We start from the raw sequence: 22951 nt of genomic DNA on the forward strand, positions 1-22951 counted from the left end.
TTAAATATAAATTATTCAATTTTCAACCATGAAAAGTCCTTCGCATGTATGAAATGCGAAGGAAGAGTAAATAAATGTTGTTTTATAACAATCGATAACCGACGCCTGGTTCAGTAATGATATGTCTAGGACGTGAGGGATCCCGCTCTATCTTACGCCTAAGGTGCCCCATGTAAACTCTGAGGTACTGAATATTGTTTTCAAAGTTTTCTCCTCGAAGCGCATGAAGTAAATACTTGTGCGTTAGCACCTTTCCAGCATTGTTAGCCAGTTGTTTTACCAACTCGTACTCAGTGGGGGTTAATTTAACCTCTACTTCCATTAATTTCACGTTACGATGTGCAAGATCAATAGATAAGTCGTCAAATTTCAAGACAGGTTCTTCACCAGCGGCCATCGTATGCCTTAAACCTGCCCGGATTCGAGCCAGTAATTCGCCCATCCCGAATGGCTTGGTGACATAATCGTCAGCACCAGAATCTAAGGCCATAACCTTCGCCTGCTCTTGTTCTTTTGCTGAGAGTATGATGATCGGCACCTTAGACCATTCCCGTAAATTGTATAATACGTCGAGGCCATCGATGTCGGGTAATCCTAAATCTAAAATAACTAGGTTTGGACCAAAAATTGCTGCCTCATCCAGGGCCTCTTTACCTGTCCCCACATCTTTAACATCATAGCCGTGGCTCGTAAGGCTAACCCGCAAAAACCGGCGAATTTGCAACTCATCGTCAACTATTAAAATTCGTGGTCCTTTCGTTTCCATATTAATCTCCTTCAGCATATATTAAAGGATTATTGTGGAAAATCCAATTTATTAGCAATGTCATGGTTTGTTCCGGTCTCCCGATAATAATCTGCGAAATATTGCACCTTCTGGCCAATTCCAGAATCTCTTTCGCAACATCATTTCCGTTAAGGCCAACGATTTCAATTGACGGTCCACCCGTTGTGCCGTATAACGCATCGAAATCTCGCGCAAGGCATTGATATTTCCAGGCCGGAAAACTTCTTTAAAGCCTCACCCGCTTGGCCCGGGACATAAACTTACCTTCTTTTAGTCGCTGGATCAACTCTTCCGGCGGAATATCTACTAATTGAATCTGGGAAGCAATCTCTAGAATTCGGTCAGGGATTGTTTCGCGAACATTTACCTCAGTAATCTGCGCCACGACATCATTAAAACTTTCCACGTGTTGGATATTCAGCGTAGTATAAACATTGATACCTGAAGCCAATAATTCCTCAACATCTTGGTAGCGCTTGACATAACTTACTACATTTATTGTTCTTTATTGTTGATCCAACGCCAGATTTAGTTTAAGGACATTCACTCTGGGCTCCCCAAGAAAACCAAACTGTCGGCCTTCCGTATACTGATTAACCAGGGCCTGTACTTTTTGTTCATTCATATTTTTGGCTTTGGCTACTCGAGCTACCTGAATCTGGGCGGCGGCAGGCGTGATATCCGGGTCCAGTCCACTCGCCGAAGCCGTAATTAGGTCGCTGGGTACAGGGGTATTCAAAGAGAGTCCGTTTTCTGTTCTAACTTGAGCCGCATTCTTAGCAGCTTGATCCAATAAGTCCTTGCTCGTTGGCCCCATGTTCGAACCGCCAGAACTCGTGGCATCATAGCCATCTTTCCCTGCTGCCGAAGGACGGCCATGAAAGTATCGTGGATCACTGAAGTTCTGACCAATCATCTCCGAGCCAACCGGTTTTCCGTTTTGGTATGCTAAAGAGCCATTGGCCTGATGCGGAAAAATCAACTGCGCCAGGCCCGTAACAACTAAGGGATAGGCAATTCCTGTGATGATTGTCAGGGCTATTAATAACATAAAAGCCCTGCCCCAAGTTTTTAGCATGAAATTCTCATCCTTTCCATTAACACCTTAACTTAAACCTAAAGCAACCAGCAATATATCGATTAACTTTATCCCTATAAAGGGGGCAATGAAACCTCCCAACCCGTAGATTAAGAGGTTTCGCTTTAAGATGGCATTTGCTCCGAGAGGACGGTATGCAATCCCACGCAAAGCTAAGGGTACGAGGGCAATGATAATCAGGGCGTTGAAGATTACGGCAGATAAAATTGCACTCTGCGCCGTAGCTAAATGCATAATATTTAGGGCACCCAATTCCGGGTAGGTGACGACAAACAGAGCAGGAATGATCGCAAAATATTTGGCCACATCATTCGCAATACTGAAGGTTGTCAGTGCTCCTCTGGTCATCAGGAGTTGTTTGCCAATTTCAACGATCTCGATGAGCTTCGTAGGATTGCTGTCCAGATCAACCATATTCCCGGCTTCTTTGGCTGCCTGAGTACCGCTGTTCATAGCTACCCCAACGTCGGACTGGGCTAAAGCCGGGGCATCGTTTTATCTGACAGGTAGAATTCCCGTACATCCGCTTTCTCATCGCTTTAATTAGTTCGAGATTTTAATGGTATCTATTGATCAAAATTTAAAATTATTTAATTTTATTATTTATGAAATATTTATTATTTAAAATACCTAATGTTAAAAAGCCGGTCAAGGTAATAAAACCCTAACCGGCATTCTATTTCTAGACAATATTAATTATATAATCTCCCTCACCTCCAACCCCGCCTTAAATACAAACTCCACCTCAACCATTGACCGCACCCTAACCTTTTCAACGAACCCTTTCACGCAGCAAATCAATTTCCCCTGCTAGAATCTTATACTCTTTCTCATCAAATCCCGCTTTGGTCAAGTTAATTATTTTAGCTTGTAATTCTTCAATCCTGTTCTGAATCTCCTCAACCCTGTACTCTTCCTCGCCTAATTCCTTACCATCAAACTATCCTTTTCCACAATAAGCCTATTCATTACCCGTACAAATGTTTTCTCCAAAGCCTTCTCTTTAACTGCTTTCATATTACAAGCTTCGTTTCCATTCATTTGATGGTTGATACATACCCAGACTATCTGTTCATTCTTCCCTTTGCCCCACTTCATGCGCCGAAATTTTGAACCACAATTCCCGCAGAATAATTTACCGGAAAAAGCATAATCATTCGTAAACTTGCTCTTCCCAGTCTTAGAATAACCGCGCATATTGGCCCGTCTTTCCATTTCCATCTGCACCGCCGTAAATTTTTCCTTACTAATAATTGCCGGATGGCTATCCTCAACATAATACTGGGCGGCATATCCGGCATTTTTCACACGCCTTTTTGTCAAGAAGTCGAGGGTGTAGGTTTTCTGTAACAAAGCGTCGCCCATATACTTTTCGTTCTTCAAAATCTTAATAACCGTACTGTCATACCATCGTGATCCACCCGATCCTGTGAGTATACCGTCTTTCTCTAAGCCAGATGCAATTTTATAGGGGCTTTTGCCATCAAGAAACTCCCGATATATCCTACGGATCACTTCAGCTTCCCCTTGAACTATGACTAACTGACCTTGCTCATCCTCAGTGTAGCCGAGGAATTTGTTATGATTAACTAAAACCTTACCCTCTTGAAAGCGATAGGAAATTCCCATCTTGGTGATCTGAGACAGATTGGAACTCTCTTCCTGCGCCAAACTTCCAAGCAACGTAATTAGGAATTCTCCCTTACTGTCGAGAGTATTCACGTTCTCCTTTTCAAAGAAAATAGCCACTCCTTTCTCCTTCAATTGCCGTACATATTTCAAAGTATCGAGAGTATTCCTAGCAAATCTACTAATAGATTTGGTAATCACCATATCAATCTTGCCATTCATACAATCATCTATCATTCTGTTGAATCCATCACGCTTTTTGGTATTCGTGCCGCTAATTCCTTCGTCCGAAAAAATCTCAACAAATTCCCAAGCCGGATTGTTTTTAATGTACGAAGTATAATGCTCAACCTGCGCCTGATAGCTCGACAGTTGCTCTTCATTATCTGTAGAAACCCGAGCGTAAGCACAAACTCTGAGCTTTGCGGTAGCCTCTAACCCTTTTAACTCTTGCATCGGTTTTGCTAGAATCACCGTTACTGTTGCCATTAATAAAACCTCCCTAGAAAATATCGTGGCCTCGCTTCAAGGTGTACTTTTCCTCGAAAGCAAGGCCGTTTTTTAATTGGAATATTAATTTGGTTCGTTCATTAACCACGATTTTCTCGACTATCTTCCTATATAACTCATCATGGAATCCCGTGAGGTTGCCACCCTGAGATTCGATAATTGACTCAAGTTCCAAGGTTCTGGCCATTCGAGTATCTCGCTTATTGATTTCAGCCATCCAATCCGATCGATGCGTTTGAAGTTGCGTCAACTTTTTAACTAGCTCCTCGTGTTCAGTTTTCACCAGATTGTGATCTGCATAACCTTTTTCTTCTATCAAAAAGAGCGCCCGTTCTTGCTGAATGAGTTTCTCAATTTCCTCATCCAACTTCGCGATGCGCTCATTATCTAACTCATTTAACTTCTCTCTTTCCAACTTTGCCCTATAATCTCCTAGCAACTTGGCTCGATCAGTGTAAAGCCGGTTAAACACTCTGATAAACAATCCTTTAATGGTCTCTTCCTTAATCCTCCCTACCCCACAAGAATTTTTTCTTCCTATTATATACGTGCTGCAAATCCAGCAAATAGACTCGGCAACAGTACCACAATTGTCTATATGCCTTTTAAATTTATTTCCACAGTGTCCGCAGATAATAGTTCCTGTTAAAACATATCGATTTGTGTATTTTTCTCGATCACCCTCAACATTACCTTTCGATTTGGCCCTAAGTGCCATCAATTCCTGAACTTTCGCAAAATCTTCCTGGCTAATTATAGCTGGGTGACTATCTTTCACATAGTACTTTGGGGCTTCGCCGTAATTTCTCTTCCTATTGTATAGGGCCGTTGTGATTGTTTTTTGCAGTCGAGCATCACCACAATATTTTTCATTCTTGAGAATATCTCGTATGCTTGATTCGGCCCATTTAACATTCCCGGAGATATTTTCAATTTCATCAGCTTCAAGACCTTTGGCTATTCTGGAAGCTCCCAGTGATGCACTCTGTACATCCACCGCGGTGAATGAGCTTGTTTTGGCATACCGGGCATTTGTCATGCTCAATTAACCATTGTTCACACGGTTCCATACAATAAGATTTTCGTTTACAATCTGAACATATATCTTTCATTTTACTGAGTAACCTCCGCAGAAACATTGACCGCAGGCTGTGCCACTGGTTCTTGCTGTGCAGGAGCCGGTTGTGGTAGAACATCTGCTTTCGCCACAGTCACTGGACTCTGAATTTGCAATCCATTAAACAGTTGCCCCGCTTTGGTTACAATATCAGCCAAGAATTTCGCCGTAATCGTTGCAGCAATGGTAAAAAATAATGCTCCTAACTCTACGTTAGCATTGGAAAACAGAGCTAACACAAGAAGACCTCCAATATAGGGAACCAAACTCGTTTCTACAAATTGGGGCAGCTTACTAAAATTAAAATTACTGTTTCTAAGCGAAAGCAACACTCCAAAAATAAAATATGCGAATATTAGACCTAGAACTGTCTCAAGTGTAATGAGAACATTTGTTGCTATTAATGATTGGATAAAACTTAACACAATAATTCCTCCTTCTTAAATTAAAAATCAGGCCATCTCTGACCCGAATCATTGCCCTAAATGCTTAGCAACTTCCGCAGCTGTAGCTAATTTGTCCTTACCAGATAACAGTACTTCGTTTGGATGCCCTGTGCTTGGCCCTCCCACAACAATGAGTTGCTTGGAGCTCAAGGCCTCAGCCGGAACAGACTGGTTGGCTGATCTTATAAACAAGGCACAGTTTCCATTTTTCGCAGCGACATCAATCCCGCTCCAAAAATCGTCCTTCGTAAATAATAAAACTGCAACGTTTAACTTTGCCCATCACACAACCCCTGCCTTTACTCTTCAATCATCTCACAACTTTATAGTAAACGCAAAACATTTTAATGTTTCCGAATGAAGGGTTTGAGAAAAATTTATGCTCCCTAGACACCGCGACACATTTATTAGCATATCTTTCTTGCAAAAATGCTATATTTACCTCGAATATGTTTCCATGGACGCAGTCTTAACACATTCTTGACATTTTTAGCTTATTGGGATAATTCCCCAGGCCAGAAGCCCTTGATACAGGCGGCTTTCAAAATGTAAGTGTTTTCAAACTTACCACGGTCTCAACGTGTCTCGGGTGCTTGATTTGTTGGCTTTGAAAACACATTGACATTTCATAAAGTTAGAAAAGAGTACATTTTACAGTTTCATAACTATATGCATCGAAAAATGTCGGTCAAGGTCGAAAGCAACCCTGAACGACATTTTTTTCGTGATAGTAACATATGGAAAAACGAATTACATAAAGAATGTTGTTTCTTCTAGATTGGGATTTACATCCGAATAAACAGGTTGAATGTTATTTCTTTTCGACTTTTTTATTTGCTCAGTTGTTTTTTCAGTCGGTTTCAAATAGTCGTTTTGAGGTGGGGTATCGAAAAGTGTATCATGCCCCAATTTAGCTGCTGAAAAGGTGGCAAGTAAACCGAAAACTATGTTACTAAAAACGTAGGACAGATTACTTGCCGCATCTCTAGGCCTCATCTTATTCCAGGGGGCAAGATTTGGGATAGCCGTAGCTATTGCTCCGAAGACAATTCCTGATGTAATCCCTTTAGAAACAAGTTTATCGCGTCCGTTTTGCGACATACGTTTGATGATGTAATTAGCCCCAAGAATGCTCACAGCGGAGTTCATTATTACCCCAAGCGCCTGACCCCTTAAATTTTCCGCTTCATTCTTGGATACGAAGACCCCTGCGGCAGCTTCTCTATATGACCTTTTGGATATTTTTGCTTTTTGAGAGATTCCATCAGTAAGCATCAATCCAACAAGTCCAATCATTCCTGAAACAATTGAAAGGGTATCTCTATCCTTTATTTTTTTCATGTTGGGTTATTACCTCCTCTTATGAGTCAAACATTCTTTTGAGTTACATCTGAATAATATGTTTAACAATGTCTTTTATTTTTTAGAATTATTAATAGAATTCACAAATGTTGAAGGAAATATTACAGGAAGTAATTGGTTGACTTTAACAGAGGAATTTGATAATTCTATTTGAAAAACGAAAAGCCAGAGCGTCACAAACGTTCTGGCAAGACTCAAACGGTATTAGATGTCCCATATACAAAGGAAAGAGTTGAGCCATTAAGAACATCGCGTATGTTTGTACACTCAGCACAACACAACTTCATTTAAGGAATCTTTCTGAAATTGATAAAGTTAACCTGAGAGATAAAGATTACATGAAGTCCAAAACAGTATTCCTGAGGACTCCGCTTAGTTCCTCCAGGCAAAAAGGCTTAGGTAAAGCCGCTTTGAATCCATACTTTTTAAAATCAGTCATAATAGTGTCGTTACAGTAGCCGCTGGAGGCTATGGCCTTGACATGGGGATCTATTTTAATGATCTCCGCTAGGGCCTGCCTGCCTCCTGCTCCACCGGGAATAGTTAAATCGAAAATAACAGCATCGTAGGGCTCGCCCCTCTCACTGGCTTCCCTGTAAAGAAGGATCGCTTCCTCTCCATCTACGGCTAAAGAAGGTTCACAACCCAACTGGGCAAGCATCCCCCGATAACTTCTCGTATGGTGGCTTGATCATCCATAACCAAAATCTTGCCCTGCCTCGGGAGAGACAGCTCTGGAGCCTTCTTCTCTGACAGAGCCATCCCTGGTATGGCTGGAAGGTATACCGATACAACTGTTCCCTGACCTCGTTCGGACTCAACACTAATGTGACCATTGTGCCGCCTGACTATGGAATAAGAAGTAGCTAATCCCAACCCGTTACCTTGAGCCTTTGTCGTAAAGTAAGGATCAAAAATCCTGTTCAACTGGTCTTTATGGATGCCAACTCCGTGATCTTCCACGGTTATCTTCAGATAGGGGCCTATGTTTAACGGCAGTCCCTCTTCCTGTGTCAAGTATTTGTTCTCACACCTCAAAGACACCGTTCCCCCATTAGGCATAGCCTGCTGGGCATTGATGACCAGATTATTCATCACCTGTCTGATATGTCCGCCATCAACCTCTACCATCCATAAATCATCGGGCAAATCAAGTTCATGACGCACATTGGAACCCCTCATAGCAAAAATGACGGTATCTTTAAGTAACGGAACAATGGATATTACCTCTTTAAAGGGCTTACAACCTTTGGCAAAGGTCAGTAGCTGCAAGGTTAAATCTGTAGACTGCTGGCAGGCTTTTTCTGCCTCTTCCAATAGTTCCAGGTTTTTTTCCTGTTTCAAACTCTTCATTTTGAATAACGAGATATTGCCTAATATGACAGTCAGAAGATTGTTAAAGTCGTGGGCTATGCCCCCAGCCAGAATTCCTAAAGATTCCATCCGTTGGTAATTCAACTTATCTTCCTCATTCTTCTTCCGTTCGGTAATGTCTTTGACCGCAAGAAAGCAAAGGGTGTTTTTTTCATCGTCTACTTTTTCTGCTATTCCTTCCACTAAAGCACAAAAAACTGTCCCATCATTCTTCCGGAGGTCCAGTTCGCATTCCTGCTTTGTGTTAATTCGTTGCAGCAACTCACAGTAGGAAGAAAAATTGTGTTGGTGTTCAGCTGCCACAAAGCTGGTAAAAACTTTACCCAATAAATGATCCTTCTCCACTCCGAATAGAGCAGCCCCTGTTCGGTTTACTTCCAGGATCAGGCCATTCGTCCCGCAGGTAAAAAACCCCACTGGGGCAAAATCATATAATTTCTTATATTTGTCCCGGGATAATTCGTTCTCCAGACCAACACGCTTCAATTCTTCATTTTGCATTGATAATTCGATCTCATAAAGCTCAAGTTCCTTATTCTCCATTAAACCTTCTGCCGAAGTATTCCCTAAAGCTCTGTTCTTTTGGTTTCTTAGTGCTTCTGCTTCCTGGCGTAATTTTACACCATCCATGCAATCACCAACCCCCTTATTTAAACATAACTAAATTAATTCTCCGTCTTAAAGATGACTAGGATTAAATCTGCAGAAGGCTTTTTGCTGTTAATCCGGTGGGCATCGAGGTAAATTTTTTTATAGCCGACGCCTGGAAATTCATAATCCAAGAGGAAGCTTCGAAAAGATACCCCTTCAGCGATAATAGTAGTGAGTTTTTCCTCCAACTCGTGGGTGTTCCATCGGCCTTTGCTAAGTTGTGAAAGCGACCTGCCTTCCGTTTCTAAAGGCGTCAGCTGGAAAACATGGTAAAAATCCAGGTTCGCTGTTAGAACCTTAAAATCACCGTCCAGCACCAGGAGGGGAAAGTCTATGGTCTCAATGATACTAAAGGCATAATCACGTCTGTCCCTCAGCTCAGTATTTAATAAATTCAGCGCCTTAAGTTTACTGATATTAACAAAAGAAACTACGACACCAGCCACCGTGTTTTCGGAGGTTCGATAGGGTGTTAACCGCATCAGGTACCATACCCCGTCTAATGTTTCAACCTCCTTCTCAATTTGGCCATAGGTTTCCAGAATCCTCTGAGCTTCGCTGACAATATCCGTCTTTCGGAGCCTTGTTACAAGGTGGGCCAGAGGACGACCAACATCTGAAGGAATGACGTTAACAAGCCTAGGGGCTAAAGGAGTATACCGCATAATGTTCAGATTACTATCCAGAAATATAAAGGCGATTTCTGTGCTATTTAAAAGATTCGTCATATCGTCATTGGAGTGGGCAAGTTCATTCAGCTTATTTTGCAGTTCGTTGTTCACGGTTACGACTTCCTCGTAGAGGGACTGCATTTCTTCTCGAGAAGTCTCCATTTCTTCATTGGAACTCTGTAATTCCTCATTAGCGGAGTGCAGTTCTTCGTTGGCCGCCGCTGTCTCCATATAGGATAATTCAATCTCTTCGATTGTTCTGAACAGTTGAACTTTTGTACTTTTCAGCTCATTCTCCAGTTCGTCGATCCGCGTCACACTGTCTAACGAGCTGTCTCCGATGTTATTAAGCGGGGTATCTAGGGGTAATGCCAAAACTTCCTCAACGATCACCAGGATCAAACCCTGTAATGTTCCGGGTTCGTCAATCGGCCTAACACCAAAATTAAGAGTGACTTGTTCGCCATTGATGATCACCCTTACGCCTTCAATCGTAATGTCTTCTTTTGTTTTTGCTGCCTGACGAAGTACTGCCCTTAAACTATACCGCATTTCCTCCTTAACCATGGTCGCGATGTTCAGGCTGGCTTCTCCGGCAGCCAATTCAAAATATTTTCCGCTCCGGCTATTGATATAAATGATATCTCCCTTTTCGTTGACTATAAAACAGGGCGGGGTATAGTTTTCCAACAACATTTTCTCTATAGAATTGATCATTCCTGGTTTTTCCGATCCTACGATGCTTGTTAAATTCGCCCTTGCCCTCGCTGCCGTAACGATAGATGAACCGGGAAGAAAATTTGTCCAGAGCTTGGAGATGACATCCCGGCGTTTATATAACTTCCATTTGCTATTTAGCACAGTATAAAGGTTCGTGTTGCTTCCAAAGGATTCGGAAGGACCTAAAAAGAGTATTCCATTGGGTAGAAGGCTGAAGTGAAAAAGGTTGGAAATCTTTTTCTGCAAGGAATTCTCAAAGTATATTAACAGGTTTCGGCAGCTGATCATATCCACCTTAATGAAAGGCGGATCTTTAATAAGATTATGGGAAGCAAAAATTATGGTTTCCCGAATTTCCTTCGAAATGCGGTAGCGATTTTCTTCCAGCTTAAAAAAGCGTTTTAAGCGCTCAGGGTGCATGTCATCCGCGATACTTAAGGGATATAAGCCAGTCCTTGCCGTTAAAACGGCGTCTTCATCAATATCTGTAGCGAATATCTGCAGAGTCATATTCTGCCGGGCTTTGTTCATGCATTCCTGAATTATGATTGCCAGGGAGTAGACTTCTTCCCCGCTGGAACACCCGGGGATCCATATTCGTAGGTTATATCCCTCAGGTTTATCCGCCAGTAAATCTGGAATCACTTGATTCTCTAAAACCTCGAATGCTTCAGGGTCGCGGAAAAAACGGGTTACATTAATGAGTATCGCTTTGAAAAGGGTTTCTACTTCTGCCGCGTTTTGCTGCAAATAGCGAACATACTCCTCAATATCTTGAATATGGCAGACGCGCATTCTGCTTTCGATTCGCCGGTAAATAGTGCCTTTTTTGTATAGGGAAAAATCGTGGCTGTTGTGCATTTGGATAATAAAAAGCACTCTCTTGAGTATTTCTGAGTTCTTGCTCAATTTTTCGTTCATACTTCGCGAAGCTCTTCGCTGCAACCACTTGCTATGGACAAGAAGCTGGTCACCCATTTTCCCAATAGGTAAACTATAATCTGCCAATCCCAAGACCGAGGCACTGCCGGCGGAATCCGCACACCCCCCTAAGCCCCCGTCCTGGACCATTACTGTACCAAACTGTGCTTTAATTTCTTTCAAGCCCAAGGCCCCATCATGACTTATGCCGGAAAGAATAATACATATGGCATTTTCACCCTGGTCATAGGCCAGGGTGCTAAAAAAATAATCTAAAGGTTTTCGAGGATTAGAAAGGGGTTCCCTCAAAAAAAAATTACCCCGTACAACTCCGGTATCTTTATCTACGGGGCATACAAACACATGATTTGGCAGCATCTTCATATCGTCTTTCACCGCTAAAACAGGCATAGATATGTATTCCTGCAGGACCTGAACCGTCATTTCGTGACAGCCGACAATAACAAAGGCCATCCCATAGTCGTCCGGTATTGTTTCAAAAAAAGCTTTAAATGTCTTTTCCCCAACAGCCGAGACTCCGATTCCAACCACTGGAAAACTCTCGTTTACGCTAAAGTTATTTTGCAATATATTTTTCCTCTGTTCATTCCGAATTATTATTATATATTAATATTGGACATTATTTGGATATTACCTCTATTTTCCTTTAATTATTTAATTATATTATACATCTCAAATACCTATAACTTGTCGATCCCGGGTTCATCAGGCCTTTCTTTGCATCGCATAAAAATACCCTACCAAACGGATACTAAAACAATTTTATAATGAGGTGATTGTTTTGTTTTCTATCTTTAAAAAAATATCAGGTGAAGAAGTTATTGATATTCTAGGAGCCTTCAATTTATGGAATGCCTTAAGAGCACGTTATGGAAGTATAGAAACCCTTCAGATGTATAGGAACTTTATCCATGACCGTGATTTTGATCTTATACTTAGTCGCTTCTTAAGTACCTTTATAAAGGAATCAAAGATATTGGAAGAGAAAGCAGCCCACTATTCGGTAACCTTGCCCAAGAGACCCGCAGTGGATATCCGGATTGATAAAAAGCTTGATGAGCTTACAGACAGATATATTTACAGGAGAATATTTGAAGACCTAGTTACTCAAATGGTTGTCCTTGGTCGGTCTTATAGAACCACTACAAATAATGATCAACTCCGAGAACTTTTCAAACATGCCCTGTTAGGCCACGCCTATCAATTTCAGATACTGTATAAATTTGGCAAATTGAAGAGTTGGGAGGACAATCCTCCGGCTTATAAGCCCTCTAAACCAATTAAAACTGAGGATTTATCGATCAGTGAAGCTTTCCATCTCTGGGACCATCTAAACTTAAGATATGACCAGCTGGAATTAGTCATGTTCTCCATTAGTTTTGCCCATGACACAAGCTTTATTGCTGTATTAGATATGGGCTTAATAATTATCAAAAAGCAGATCGACGAACTTGAGGAACTGTGTATAAAATATAGTGTCCATGTACCTGAAAGGCCACCCGCTGAAATGGTGCAGCGCATAGATCCGGAAGCAATGGAAGATCAATTTATGTATAGAATTCTTCTCTCAGGACTTCAGAATTCTATTGACCTGCACATGAGGGCAGTAATGGAGACGGTAAGAAATGACAGCCTGCGTAAAATATTCATCGATTTATTTAAAGACGAAATGAGTTCGTATGATAAATTCCTAAAATATGGGAAAACGAAAGGCTGGACAAAAATCCCTCCAATGTATGGAGAATTAGTATGAACAAATTATTTAATCCCACAATAAATATTATGGCGACCTCTCATTCTGTGAGAAGGCGCCTTTAAATATAGGTGATTTAATTTCAAGTTATAGCCATAGACACTGGTACAACCTGACCACAGTTTGCACAGTAGAGACAAAAACCTTTCCAAAAACCGAATATCACTTGGAGAGCCTGTTGGATTTGGCCTGCTCCTAAGTGGCCTAAAAAATTCATCGTCATTAACTAATTTTTTCAATCAAGATAGAGGCATCTGCGTTGCTTTCAGTCCCGCCTGCTAGAGTCTGTAGAGTAACCGCCGCCGCACTAGTATGGTTTCTCAAGGTTAACACATCACCGGCGTTAGCTGTACAATTACCATACCTGGGTTAGGTTGAGTTCCAGCCCCGGAGCCGTAGATGGCACCAGCAACGGCAACACCATTTTGGAAGAGGGTAAACTGGTTAGCTTCATTACATTCAGTGTTGAACCAGATAGAGTAGGTGCCGGCAGCACCAAGGATAATTGGAGCTGTTCCCGGCGCATGGGTAATGCTACCTAAAATTACTCCGTTATCACTGAATAATATATCCGCTTCTAACGGTACGACTTGAAGGCCCAAATTATAAATATAGGCAAATGCTGCTAATCCCGCACCAGTAGCTCCTGTTGCTCCTACTACACCTGTCGCACCAGTACATGAGCTAAAGTTTATGCTTAAAAAAGGCGGATTGACACTTCCCGTACTTGCGTATCCAATAATCGTATCTATTTTATCTTCAATTCCAATAAGTGTAATACCGTCATTCACATGACAAGAGTTAACCCAACCTTGAACTAACTCCTTAATATCTATTCCTATATAAGATCCGACATCATGATCAGTTACATTAAAAGAGTAAGGAGTAATAATTGTACTTGGTGCTGTATCCCAAGATATATAGACACTATCAGTAGGGAAAACGTCGATAGTCGCCATTTTTACACCACCTTATACTTTATTATATCCATAATAGGCCTATTATTGTAAATTTGTTATAGTATCCCCCCCATCTCAACTCCAATTTTAAACACAAACTCCACCTCAACCATCGACTGAACCTTGACCTTCTCAATTAACTTACGAAATAAATCCCCATCAAACTTATCCAGTAGCTTGCCATCCCTAGCATCTAGATAAGCCTTGAAATCTTCTACCACCCTACCCTTCCATGCCCTCTCAGCCTCATCGCTCTTCATCTTCTGCTTATGCGCCTGCAACCTTTCTATCTCAGCGGTCATACTCGAATATTCCTGATTATTCCGCACCATGTTCACTAACTCTTGCTGAAGCTCAGCTATCTTGGCATCGATATCATTAAAATCAAACTCAGGGCCACCACTTTCTTCTATTATATAGGCCTCTTTATTCATTATGATCCGGTTCATAACCCGCACAAATGCCTGCTCCAAAGCTTTCTCCTTAACCGTCTTCATATCACAAGCTTCATTTCCACTCGTTTGATGGTTAATACATATCCAGACAATCTGTTCATTTTTACCCCTTCCCCATTTAGTTCGCCGGAATTTGCTACCGCAATATCCGCAAAAGAGCTTCCCTGAAAAGGCATAATCACTCGTAAACTTGCTCTTTCCGCTCTTGGAATATCCACGCATATTCGTTCGTCTTTCAAATTCTATCTGCACCGCTGTGAACTCTTCTTTACTAATAATCCCAGGATGGCTATCCTCAACATAATACTGGGTGGCATGTCCTGTATTTTTTACACGCCTTTTTGTTAGAAAATCGACCGTGTAGGTTTTTTGTAGCAACGCATCGCCCATGAACTTTTCGTTCTTCAATATCTTAATGACCGTACTGTCATACCACCGTGAACCACCCGAGCCAGTGATTATCCCATCCTTTTGTAAATTACTTGCTATTTTATAAGGACTTTTACCATCAAGAAACTCCTGATATATTCGGCGAACTACCTCGGCTTCTTCTTGCACGATTACCAACTCACCATTCTCATTTTTGGTGTATCCGAGGAATTTGTTATGGTTAACTAAAACCTTCCCCTCTTAAAATCTGTAACTTATCCCCATTTTCGTGATTTGTGACAGATTGGAACTCTCTTCTTGCGTGGGGTCGCTATTTTGTCGGGTTAGCAAACACATTGACACTTTATAAAGTCGGTAAAGAAAACAATTGACGGTTTCTTGATTATATGCATGTGCCAAACACCGGTCAAGGTAACCTTCACTACCTTGACCGGTGTTTTACCTTATAGAAAATTTTTATGGGCGTTTCGGATAACTACTTTACTCGTACAGCCTACAAGGCTCTAGCACAATCCTTACCACAGTTTGCACAGTAGAGACAAAGACCGGTCCAAAAACTGAATATCACTTTGAGAGCATGTTTATGGCCTGCTCCTAAGTGGCCTAAAAAATTCATCGTCATTAACTAATTTTTTCAATCAAGATAGAGGCATCTGCGTTGCTTTCAGTCCCGCCTGCTAGAGTCTGTAGGGTAACCGCCGCCGCACTAGTATGGTTTCTCAAGGTTAACACATCACCGGCGTTAGCTGTAATAATTACCATACCTGGGTTAGGTTGAGTTCCAGCCCCGGAGCCGTAGATGGCACCAGCAACGGCAACACCATTTTGGAAGAGGGTAAACTGGTTAGCTTCATTACATTCAGTGTTGAACCAGATAGAATAGGTGCCTGCAGCACCAAGGATAATTGGAGCTGTTCCCGGCGCATGGGTAATGCTACCTAAAATTACTCCGTTATCACTGAATAATATATCCGCTTCTAACGGTACGACTTGAAGGCCCAAATTATAAATATAGGCAAATGCTGCTAATCCCGCACCAGTAGCTCCGGTCGCACCTGTTGCCCCGGTTGCTCCTGCAGCTCCTGTTGGCCCGGTTGCTCCTGCTGCTCCTGTTGCCCCGGTTGCTCCTGCAGCTCCTGTTGCCCCGGTTGCTCCTGCTGCTCCTGCTGCTCCGGTTGCTCCGGTTGCTCCGGTTGCTCCTGCTGCTCCTGTTGCTCCGGTTGCCCCGGTTGCTCCTGCTGCTCCGGTTGCTCCGGTTGCTCCTGCTGCTCCTGTTGCTCCGGTTGCCCCGGTTGCTCCTGCTGCTCCTGCTGCTCCTGTTGCTCCGGTTGCCCCGGTTGCTCCGGTTGCTCCTGCTGCTCCTGTTGCTCCTGCTGCTCCTGCTGCTCCTGTTGCTCCGGTTGCCCCGGTTGCTCCGGTTGCTCCTGCTGCTCCTGTTGCTCCTGCTGCTCCTGTTGCTCCGGTTGCCCCGGTTGCTCCTGCTGCTCCTGTTGCTCCTGCTGCTCCGGTTGCCCCGGTTGCTCCTGCTGCACCAGTACATGAGCTAAAGTTTATGCTTAAAAAAGGCGGATTGACACTTCCCGTACTTGCGTATCCAATAATCGTATCTATTTTATCTTCAATTCCAATAAGTGTAATACCGTCATTCACATGACAAGAGTTAACCCAACCTTGAACTAAATCCTTAATATCAATTCCTATATAAGACCCTACATCATGATCAGTTACATTAAAAGAATAAGGAGTAATAATTGTATTTGGTGCTGTATCCCAAGTTACAGTTGCTTGGTTAAAGTCATTTTCATTTTCATATATTGTTACGGTTTGTGGCGAAAGCTCTGCATCGGGTTTATCTTTCCTATTTACAAAAAGAAATAGCTTAGCACTACATATTGTATCAGAGCAAAGTAAATTAATATCGAATTTCAATAGTGTTCTATAAGCATCCGGTTTACAATGATTTACCTTACTTATAAGATATTGTCCTGTAAACAATTGATCGACAGCTCCAAAATTAGTATTGTGATAAAATTGGGATATATAGACACTATCAGTAGGGAAAACGTCGATTGTCGCCATTTTTACACCACCTTGCACTTTATTATATCCATAATATGCCTATTATTGTAAATTTGTTATAGTATCTCCCACATCTCAACTCCAATTTTAAATACAAACACGACTTCCACCATCGACAAAACCTTAACCTTCTCAACTAATCTCCGAAACAAATCCCCATCAAACTTATCCAGTAGCTTACCTTCCCTAGCATCCAGATAAGCCATGAAGTCTTCTCGCATTCTGTCTCTCCATACTTTTTCAGCCTCATCTCCCTTCAACCTTTGCTTATGGACCTGCAACCTTTCAATCTCAGCGGCCAAACTGGAATATTCCTGATTATTCCGCACCACATTCACCAACTCTTGCTGAAGATCCTTCAACCTGGCATCAATAGCCTCAAAATCATACTCAGTACCACTAATTTCTTCTATTATATAGGTCTCTTTACTGGCAATGATTCTATTCATAGCCCGAACAAATGCCTTCTCTAAAGCCTTTTCCTTAACTGCCTTCATCTCGCAGGCTTCATTTCCATTCATTTGATGGTTGATACATACCCAAACAATTTGCTCGTTCTTACCCCTCCCCCACTTCATGCGCCGGAACTTGCTTCCGCAATTCCCGCAAAAAAGGGTCCCCGAAAAAGCATAATCACTCGTAAACTTGCTCTTTCCGGTTTTGGAATAACCACGCATATTCGCCCGTCTTTCTAATTCCATCTGCACCGCCGCAAATTCTTCCTTACTGATAATAGCTTCATGGCTATTCTCAACATAATACTGAGCGGCATGTCCAGTATTTTTTACACGCTTTTTCGTTAGAAAATCAACTGTAAAAGTTTTCTGCAACAGCGCATCGCCCATATACTTTTCGTTCCTTAAAATCTTAATGACCGTACTGTCATACCAATGCGAACCGCCTGCACCAGTGAGTATCCCATCCCTTTGTAAATTACTTGCAATTTTGTAGGGACTTTTGCCATCAAGGAATTCTCGATAAATCCGCCGAACTATCTCAGCTTCCTCTGGGACTATAACTAACTGACCCTGTTCATCCTTGGTATAACCGAGGAATTTGTTATGGTTAACTAAAACCTTGCCCTCTTGAAAGCGGTAGGAAATTCCCATCCGGGTTATTTGTGACAGATTTGAACTCTCTTCTTGTGCCAAACTTCCGAGCAAGGTTATCAGAAATTCTCCCTTACTATCGAGCGTATTTACGTTCTCTTTTTCGAAGAAAATAGCTACCCCCTTCTCCTTAAGTTGACGTACATATTTCAAAGTATCAAGAGTATTCCTAGCGAACCTGCTGATTGATTTAGTGATCACCATGTCGATTTTACCAGTCATACAATATTCGATCATACGGTTGAACTCAACACGTTTTTTTGTGTTGGTGCCACTGATACCTTCGTCCGCAAAAATCCCACAGAATTCCCAAGCAGGATTGTTCTTGATATAAGAAGTGTAATGCTCAACCTGCGCCTGGTAGCTCGATAGTTGCTCTTCATTATCGGTTGAAACCCTCACATAGGCACAAACTCTAAGTCTTGCAGTAGCCTCTAAACCTTTCAATTCTTGCATCGGTTTTGCTGGAATTACTGTTACTGTTGCCATTAATAATACCTCCCTAGAAAATATCGTGGCCTCGCTTCAAGGTGTATGTCTCCTCGAAAGCAAGGCCGTTTTTTAATTGGAATATTAATTTGGTTCGTTCTTTGACTACTATCTTTTCAACTATCCTACTGTACAAGTCATCGCTGAATTCTGTGATATTACCTTCTTGTGCTTCGAGAATAGACTCAAGTTCCAAGGTTCTTGCCATTCTGGTATCTCGCTTATTGATTTCATCCATCCAATTAGATCGTTTCATTTGAAACCCAGTCAACGTTTTAACCAGTTCCTCATGTTCAGCTTTCACAAAATTGTGATCGGCATAACCTTTTTCTTCAATTAAAAAGAGCGCCCGTTCTTGTTTGATGAGTTTCTCAATTTCCTCATCCAACTTCGCGATGCGCTCATTATCTAACTCGGTTAACTTTTCTCGTTCCAATTTTGCATTATAATCTCCCAGCAGCCTGACACGATCATCATAAAGCCGATTAAAAACTCTTTCGAACAAGCCTTTAATGGTCTCTTCTTTAATCCTCCCTACCCCACATGAATTTTTCCCTTCTATTATATATGTGCCACAAATCCAAGAAACTTTCTCTGCGACAGTACCGCAATTGTCCATATGCCTTTTAAATGTATTTCCACAATGGCCGCAAACAATGGTTCCAGTGAAAGTATAACGATTTTGGTACTTCTCTCATCACCCTCAATATTTCCTTTTGACTTGGCCCTCTCCATCATTAATTCCTGGACTTTATCAAAATCTTCCCGTCTAATAATGGCAGGATGACAGTCCTTCACATAGTACATTGGAGCTTCACCAGAATTTCGCTTCCTATTATATAGGGCCGTTGTAATGGTTTTTTGCAAGCGAGCATCCCCACAATACTTCTCGTTTTTTAGAATATCTCGGATGCTTGATTCGGCCCATTTAACCTTCCCGGAGATATTATTAATTTCATCCGCTTCAAGACCTTTGGCTATGCAGGAAACTCCCAGACCTGAAAGATAGTCTTTGAAGATTCGCCTCACAATGGCGGCTTGTTCTTCGTTTATAAGAAGATTTCCATCATGGTTCTTATCATAACCAAGGAAACGTTTTGTGCTAACTGAGAACTTACCTTTCTTAAATCGCCGTTGATTACTCCAATGCATATTTTGAGAAATGGAGGCCAACTCCTCCTCTGCGACGGAGCTTAGGATGGAAAGTAAGAGTTCGCTTTCGGCGGTTAGAGTATTTATCGCCTCTTTTTCGAACTGAACTCCAATTCCAAGTAGTTTAAGTTTACGTACAGTTTCCAAACAATCTTGAGTATTCCTAGCGAAACGGGAAATTGACTTCGTTATGACAAGGTCGAATTTCTTATTCTCAGCGTCTTGAACCATCCTCATAAACTCTGGTCGTTTTGCCGCGTTCTTGCCGGATAGGCCGTTATCCGAATAGATGCCAGCAAAGGTCCAAGCTGGATTACTATTTATATAGGAAGTGTAATGCTGGACTTGGGCAGACAGGCTGTTTTGTTGGTCGATTTGGTCTGTACTAACCCGACAGTAAGCACAAACTCTAAGCTTTTTGTGAGACTCATTAAGAGTTGGAGATTTTTCAATGGTCCTTATCTTTTTCATGTGTCTCCTTTCCTTCCTCAATACAGTGATTTTGGAGGCTTGTGGGAACATATTGCAGTTAAAATAACATCACTACACCCGCTAGATTGTCCGGGTGTAGTGATGTTAGCTCTGTATTGGTTGGATAGCAAGTTAATTTGTTTTTAGTAGTGGAGAGTCAATAGTAACCGTATCATATCCCAAATAGTAGCCTAAAGTACACGAGACCTATAACGACCATGGCTATAGTTAAGGGAAATCCGATTTTAAGGTAAGTGGAAAAGTTTATATCTACGTTTTGCTTTTTGGCTTGTTCTACCACGATTAGATTGGCTATGGAACCAGTCAAGGTTAAATTACCCGCCAAAGTACTAAAAACAGCCATACTTGCCCACCATACATGTGCAGAAGATGTCGGAATTAGAAATTTCAGCATCATTACCGCTGGCACATTACTTACTACATTGGAAAACAGAATAGTTAAGACCGTAAATAGTGGTAAACTCTGTACATTCTGGACAAAATGAGGATTTAGCAGTCGCCCAATCAGGCCACTTTGTTCTACACCGCCGATGATAACAAATAGTCCAATAAATATGACCAGAAGATTGAAATCGATCCCGGCATACACCTTGTTCGGTTTGAGACGCCGAGTTACTAGGAGCATAGCAGCACCTAAACTGGCAACAACAGCAGGATCAAACCCCACGAGAAAGCCAGACAAGACCAATACCATCACTACCAAGCCTTTTCTAATCAAGTAACGGTGAACAACTCCAACCATAGGCGAGCAATTCGGGAGAAGGCCGTTGAGTTCTTCCCTGTATGCCCAAGCGATGACCATGTAATTCAACATAAGACCAACAAGGGACAGGGGCACAGCCACTGCCATATACCAATTAAAAGGCATATGGGATAGACTTCCGATCAGAATGTTCTGCGGGTTACCGATCAAAGTGGCGACGCTGCCTATATTTGAGGCGGTAGCCACGCCCAGTAAATATGGGATCGGATTAAGCTCCATGCGGCTACAAATCAGAATTACCACTGGAGTAAAGAGAAGACAAACAATATCATTTATGAAGAACGCGGATAAAATACCCGTCGATAGTATAACCGCAAACAGCAATTGTTTTTTGGTTTGCAGCTTACTTATCGAATAATCACCAACCAGTTGAAAGAGACCAGATAAGTTTAGGTAAGCCGTAATAATCATCATGGAAAATAAGAGAACAATGGTCCTATAATCAATCGCACCGACAGCCTGATCAAAGGTCATTCCTGTGGCAATCGTCAGAGAAGCACCAATGATCGCAACTCCGGCTCGATCCACTCGGAAAATCGGACTTTTTCCAACAGTAAATATGAACAAAGTTGCGAGAAGTATTAAAGTTGAAACGATCATAGATAAATTACAGATCCCTGATTGATATTAAACTCGAATTCTGTGTACTTCATTTTTAAAGGTCCTCACCCTTCACGATTTTAGCCGATAATCTTACTGCTGTATGAAAGATACTACAAAGCTTGTTAATGGTCAACATGGACCTATTGTATAACACAAATAGAAGAGGAGTCGCACTATGCGTTCCCCTTATAAATTTTTTTCAGTTGGACGGATTCTGATAATACTTTACTGTTTCTGGGAAGACATTTATCCTGTAATAGGGCGTAAAAATCGTTTACACCTACATTTTGAACAAGAACCACTTACACGTATTCAGCTCATATTTGAGCTCAAAAAGTCTCATCTGTCCATGAATCTCGCTTTGACACTCATAAATCTTCATTCGGTTACCAGCTATTTTCTCTTCAGATATCCTTTTAATCATCTCAACCTTAACAACATTTTCAGCATGTCGAAAGCGGATAGGACGTGGTGTGCCAGGAATATCAAACCAAGCAATCATTTCGATGGGCTCCATAACAACTTTCATTTCAGCCACACTTCGCCCAATCGCCAGTAATGCACTCTGTACATCCTCCAATATGTAAAAGTTTGTTCCGGCAGACTGGGCATTGCTCATGAGCAATTAACCACTCTTCGCATGGTTCCAAACAATACGATTTTCTGCCACAATCTTCACAAACATCTCTCATTGCAATCGCCTCTCAGTACATGTATTTGGTATTTATCGAACTTATGTTCTATTATAAACACATTCAGCTAGAATATCAATTGAAAAAATCTTCGTAAGTACAAGTTTAACATCCCTCATCGACAAATCGTTGAGGGATGTTAGGTTCGAGACCGTTCTCTGAATGATTCTATCCTTGTGGGGCAGCCACTGATCCAGTAAAAGTCATATCAGTAGTAGCAACCGGGGCAGTATTAACAGGCTCTTGTTCCGTAGGAATGGAAGCTATATCGTTAGTATCATTTGTCCCAGAAGACGCTGCTTGAGATTGAACTACTGATGTAACATTAATCGGACTTTGAATCTGAATTTGGAATCCACTAAATAATTGCGTTGCTTTTGTGGTAATATCGGCTAAGAATTTTACAGTGATTGTAGCTGCAATCGTGAAAAACAATGCCCCTAGCTCCGCGTTGGCGTTAGAAAACAACCCTAATACCAATAACCCCCCTATATAAGGAATTAGGCTTGTCTGTACAAACTGCGGCAGCTTACTGGCACTGAAGTTTCCATTTCTCAGCGAAACTAAAACTCCTAGAATAAAGTCCGCCAGAATTAAACCGAGCACAGTTTCCAAAGTAGCCAAGACTTTCGTGTCCACTATTGAACTAAGTATCGTTTGAAGCATCATAATTCCTCCTTCGTTAAATGAAAAATCAGGCCATCTTT

Annotated in this window: 21 protein-coding genes and 1 pseudogene; 1 reads left to right on the forward strand and 21 read right to left on the reverse strand. The window is 41.7% G+C overall.

Annotation, left to right across the window (positions count from 1 at the left end):
- Positions 1 to 82 precede the first annotated feature (82 nt).
- The 12 genes and pseudogenes from VZF35_RS06295 to VZF35_RS06350 all read right to left on the reverse strand — a co-directional run bounded on the left by VZF35_RS06295 (position 83) and on the right by VZF35_RS06350 (position 11839).
- A complete protein-coding gene (locus VZF35_RS06295; RefSeq protein ID WP_407311978.1) occupies positions 83 to 766 on the reverse strand; it encodes a response regulator in 684 nt (227 codons plus the stop codon).
- A gap of 247 nt (positions 767 to 1013) precedes the next feature.
- Positions 1014 to 1238 (reverse strand): hypothetical protein, encoded by a 225-nt coding sequence (locus VZF35_RS06300; RefSeq protein WP_407311979.1) that lies wholly within the window; start codon positions 1236 to 1238, stop codon positions 1014 to 1016.
- Between the two features lie 54 nt (positions 1239 to 1292).
- The gene (gene kdpC / locus VZF35_RS06305; RefSeq protein WP_407311981.1) at positions 1293 to 1865 is read right to left on the reverse strand and encodes a potassium-transporting ATPase subunit KdpC; all 573 of its coding nucleotides are present in this window, start codon (positions 1863 to 1865) and stop codon (positions 1293 to 1295) included.
- A 27-nt stretch (positions 1866 to 1892) separates the two neighbouring features.
- Positions 1893 to 2381 (reverse strand): annotated as a pseudogene (locus VZF35_RS06310) (potassium-transporting ATPase subunit B); the annotation flags it as partial.
- Between the two features lie 426 nt (positions 2382 to 2807).
- A complete protein-coding gene (locus VZF35_RS06315) occupies positions 2808 to 4004 on the reverse strand; it encodes a recombinase family protein (RefSeq protein WP_407311983.1) in 1197 nt (398 codons plus the stop codon).
- A gap of 13 nt (positions 4005 to 4017) precedes the next feature.
- A complete protein-coding gene (locus tag VZF35_RS06320; protein WP_407311985.1) occupies positions 4018 to 5064 on the reverse strand; it encodes a recombinase family protein in 1047 nt (348 codons plus the stop codon).
- A 74-nt stretch (positions 5065 to 5138) separates the two neighbouring features.
- Positions 5139 to 5567, reverse strand: coding sequence for a hypothetical protein (locus tag VZF35_RS06325; RefSeq protein WP_407311987.1), 429 nt, complete (start codon positions 5565 to 5567; stop codon positions 5139 to 5141).
- Positions 5568 to 5615: 48 nt separating this feature from the next.
- Complete coding sequence (locus tag VZF35_RS06330; protein WP_407311989.1) at positions 5616 to 5780, reverse strand: hypothetical protein; 165 nt, start codon at positions 5778 to 5780, stop codon at positions 5616 to 5618.
- Positions 5781 to 6338: 558 nt separating this feature from the next.
- Positions 6339 to 6929 (reverse strand): hypothetical protein, encoded by a 591-nt coding sequence (locus tag VZF35_RS06335; protein WP_407311991.1) that lies wholly within the window; start codon positions 6927 to 6929, stop codon positions 6339 to 6341.
- 355 nt (positions 6930 to 7284) lie between these two features.
- Positions 7285 to 7611, reverse strand: a complete 327-nt coding sequence (locus VZF35_RS06340) for a response regulator (protein WP_407311993.1) — start codon at positions 7609 to 7611, stop codon at positions 7285 to 7287.
- Positions 7578 to 8954, reverse strand: a complete 1377-nt coding sequence (locus tag VZF35_RS06345) for a two-component system sensor histidine kinase NtrB (RefSeq protein WP_407311995.1) — start codon at positions 8952 to 8954, stop codon at positions 7578 to 7580. The genes VZF35_RS06340 and VZF35_RS06345 overlap by 34 nt, the downstream gene beginning before the upstream one ends.
- Positions 8955 to 8989: 35 nt before the next feature.
- A complete protein-coding gene (locus VZF35_RS06350; RefSeq protein WP_407311997.1) occupies positions 8990 to 11839 on the reverse strand; it encodes a CheR family methyltransferase in 2850 nt (949 codons plus the stop codon).
- Positions 11840 to 12089: 250 nt separating this feature from the next.
- Between VZF35_RS06350 and VZF35_RS06355 the strand changes: the two genes are divergently transcribed.
- Positions 12090 to 13061 carry a DUF3231 family protein gene (locus VZF35_RS06355; protein ID WP_407311999.1) on the forward strand — a complete coding sequence of 324 codons (972 nt, stop codon included), beginning with the start codon at positions 12090 to 12092 and terminating at the stop codon, positions 13059 to 13061.
- Positions 13062 to 13387: 326 nt separating this feature from the next.
- Here VZF35_RS06355 and VZF35_RS06360 read toward each other — a convergent pair whose 3' ends face one another.
- The 9 genes from VZF35_RS06360 to VZF35_RS06400 all read right to left on the reverse strand — a co-directional run bounded on the left by VZF35_RS06360 (position 13388) and on the right by VZF35_RS06400 (position 22913).
- Positions 13388 to 14020, reverse strand: a complete 633-nt coding sequence (locus tag VZF35_RS06360; RefSeq protein ID WP_407312001.1) for a DNRLRE domain-containing protein — start codon at positions 14018 to 14020, stop codon at positions 13388 to 13390.
- A gap of 56 nt (positions 14021 to 14076) precedes the next feature.
- A complete protein-coding gene (locus tag VZF35_RS06365; RefSeq protein ID WP_407314503.1) occupies positions 14077 to 15033 on the reverse strand; it encodes a recombinase family protein in 957 nt (318 codons plus the stop codon).
- A gap of 453 nt (positions 15034 to 15486) precedes the next feature.
- Positions 15487 to 16944 carry a DNRLRE domain-containing protein gene (locus VZF35_RS06370; RefSeq protein ID WP_407312003.1) on the reverse strand — a complete coding sequence of 486 codons (1458 nt, stop codon included), beginning with the start codon at positions 16942 to 16944 and terminating at the stop codon, positions 15487 to 15489.
- Positions 16945 to 17000: 56 nt separating this feature from the next.
- Positions 17001 to 18542, reverse strand: a complete 1542-nt coding sequence (locus VZF35_RS06375; RefSeq protein WP_407312004.1) for a recombinase family protein — start codon at positions 18540 to 18542, stop codon at positions 17001 to 17003.
- Between the two features lie 13 nt (positions 18543 to 18555).
- Positions 18556 to 19161, reverse strand: a complete 606-nt coding sequence (locus VZF35_RS06380) for a hypothetical protein (RefSeq protein WP_407312006.1) — start codon at positions 19159 to 19161, stop codon at positions 18556 to 18558.
- Entirely contained in the window at positions 19104 to 20165 is a 1062-nt protein-coding gene (locus VZF35_RS06385; RefSeq protein WP_407312008.1) for a recombinase family protein, read from the reverse strand. Before VZF35_RS06385 ends, VZF35_RS06380 begins: the two co-directional genes overlap by 58 nt.
- A 172-nt stretch (positions 20166 to 20337) precedes the next feature.
- Positions 20338 to 21549 (reverse strand): anion transporter, encoded by a 1212-nt coding sequence (locus tag VZF35_RS06390; RefSeq protein WP_407312010.1) that lies wholly within the window; start codon positions 21547 to 21549, stop codon positions 20338 to 20340.
- Positions 21550 to 21832: 283 nt separating this feature from the next.
- On the reverse strand, positions 21833 to 22081 hold the full coding sequence (locus VZF35_RS06395) for a hypothetical protein (RefSeq protein WP_407314505.1): 249 nt from the start codon (positions 22079 to 22081) through the stop codon (positions 21833 to 21835).
- 331 nt (positions 22082 to 22412) lie between these two features.
- Entirely contained in the window at positions 22413 to 22913 is a 501-nt protein-coding gene (locus VZF35_RS06400) for a hypothetical protein (protein WP_407312012.1), read from the reverse strand.
- Positions 22914 to 22951: the final 38 nt, after the last annotated feature.

Source organism: Desulfosporosinus paludis, assembly GCF_045689965.1.
Classification (GTDB): domain Bacteria; phylum Bacillota; class Desulfitobacteriia; order Desulfitobacteriales; family Desulfitobacteriaceae; genus Desulfosporosinus; species Desulfosporosinus paludis.

Bases quoted from the DNA above. Each gene is read 5' to 3' on its own strand.
- VZF35_RS06395 (WP_407314505.1), bottom strand. From the start codon at position 22,081: ATGAAAGTTGTTATGGAGCCCATCGAAATGATTGCTTGGTTTGATATT.
- VZF35_RS06385 (WP_407312008.1), bottom strand. From the start codon at position 20,165: ATGAAAAAGATAAGGACCATTGAAAAATCTCCAACTCTTAATGAGTCT.
- VZF35_RS06370 (WP_407312003.1), bottom strand. From the start codon at position 16,944: ATGGCGACAATCGACGTTTTCCCTACTGATAGTGTCTATATATCCCAA.
- VZF35_RS06400 (WP_407312012.1), bottom strand. From the start codon at position 22,913: ATGATGCTTCAAACGATACTTAGTTCAATAGTGGACACGAAAGTCTTG.
- VZF35_RS06320 (WP_407311985.1), bottom strand. From the start codon at position 5,064: ATGACAAATGCCCGGTATGCCAAAACAAGCTCATTCACCGCGGTGGAT.
- VZF35_RS06295 (WP_407311978.1), bottom strand. From the start codon at position 766: ATGGAAACGAAAGGACCACGAATTTTAATAGTTGACGATGAGTTGCAA.
- VZF35_RS06345 (WP_407311995.1), bottom strand. From the start codon at position 8,954: ATGGATGGTGTAAAATTACGCCAGGAAGCAGAAGCACTAAGAAACCAA.
- VZF35_RS06360 (WP_407312001.1), bottom strand. From the start codon at position 14,020: ATGGCGACTATCGACGTTTTCCCTACTGATAGTGTCTATATATCTTGG.
- kdpC (WP_407311981.1), bottom strand. From the start codon at position 1,865: ATGCTAAAAACTTGGGGCAGGGCTTTTATGTTATTAATAGCCCTGACA.
- VZF35_RS06335 (WP_407311991.1), bottom strand. From the start codon at position 6,929: ATGAAAAAAATAAAGGATAGAGATACCCTTTCAATTGTTTCAGGAATG.
- VZF35_RS06380 (WP_407312006.1), bottom strand. From the start codon at position 19,161: ATGGACAATTGCGGTACTGTCGCAGAGAAAGTTTCTTGGATTTGTGGC.
- VZF35_RS06340 (WP_407311993.1), bottom strand. From the start codon at position 7,611: ATGCTTGCCCAGTTGGGTTGTGAACCTTCTTTAGCCGTAGATGGAGAG.
- VZF35_RS06390 (WP_407312010.1), bottom strand. From the start codon at position 21,549: ATGATCGTTTCAACTTTAATACTTCTCGCAACTTTGTTCATATTTACT.
- VZF35_RS06375 (WP_407312004.1), bottom strand. From the start codon at position 18,542: ATGGCAACAGTAACAGTAATTCCAGCAAAACCGATGCAAGAATTGAAA.
- VZF35_RS06315 (WP_407311983.1), bottom strand. From the start codon at position 4,004: ATGGCAACAGTAACGGTGATTCTAGCAAAACCGATGCAAGAGTTAAAA.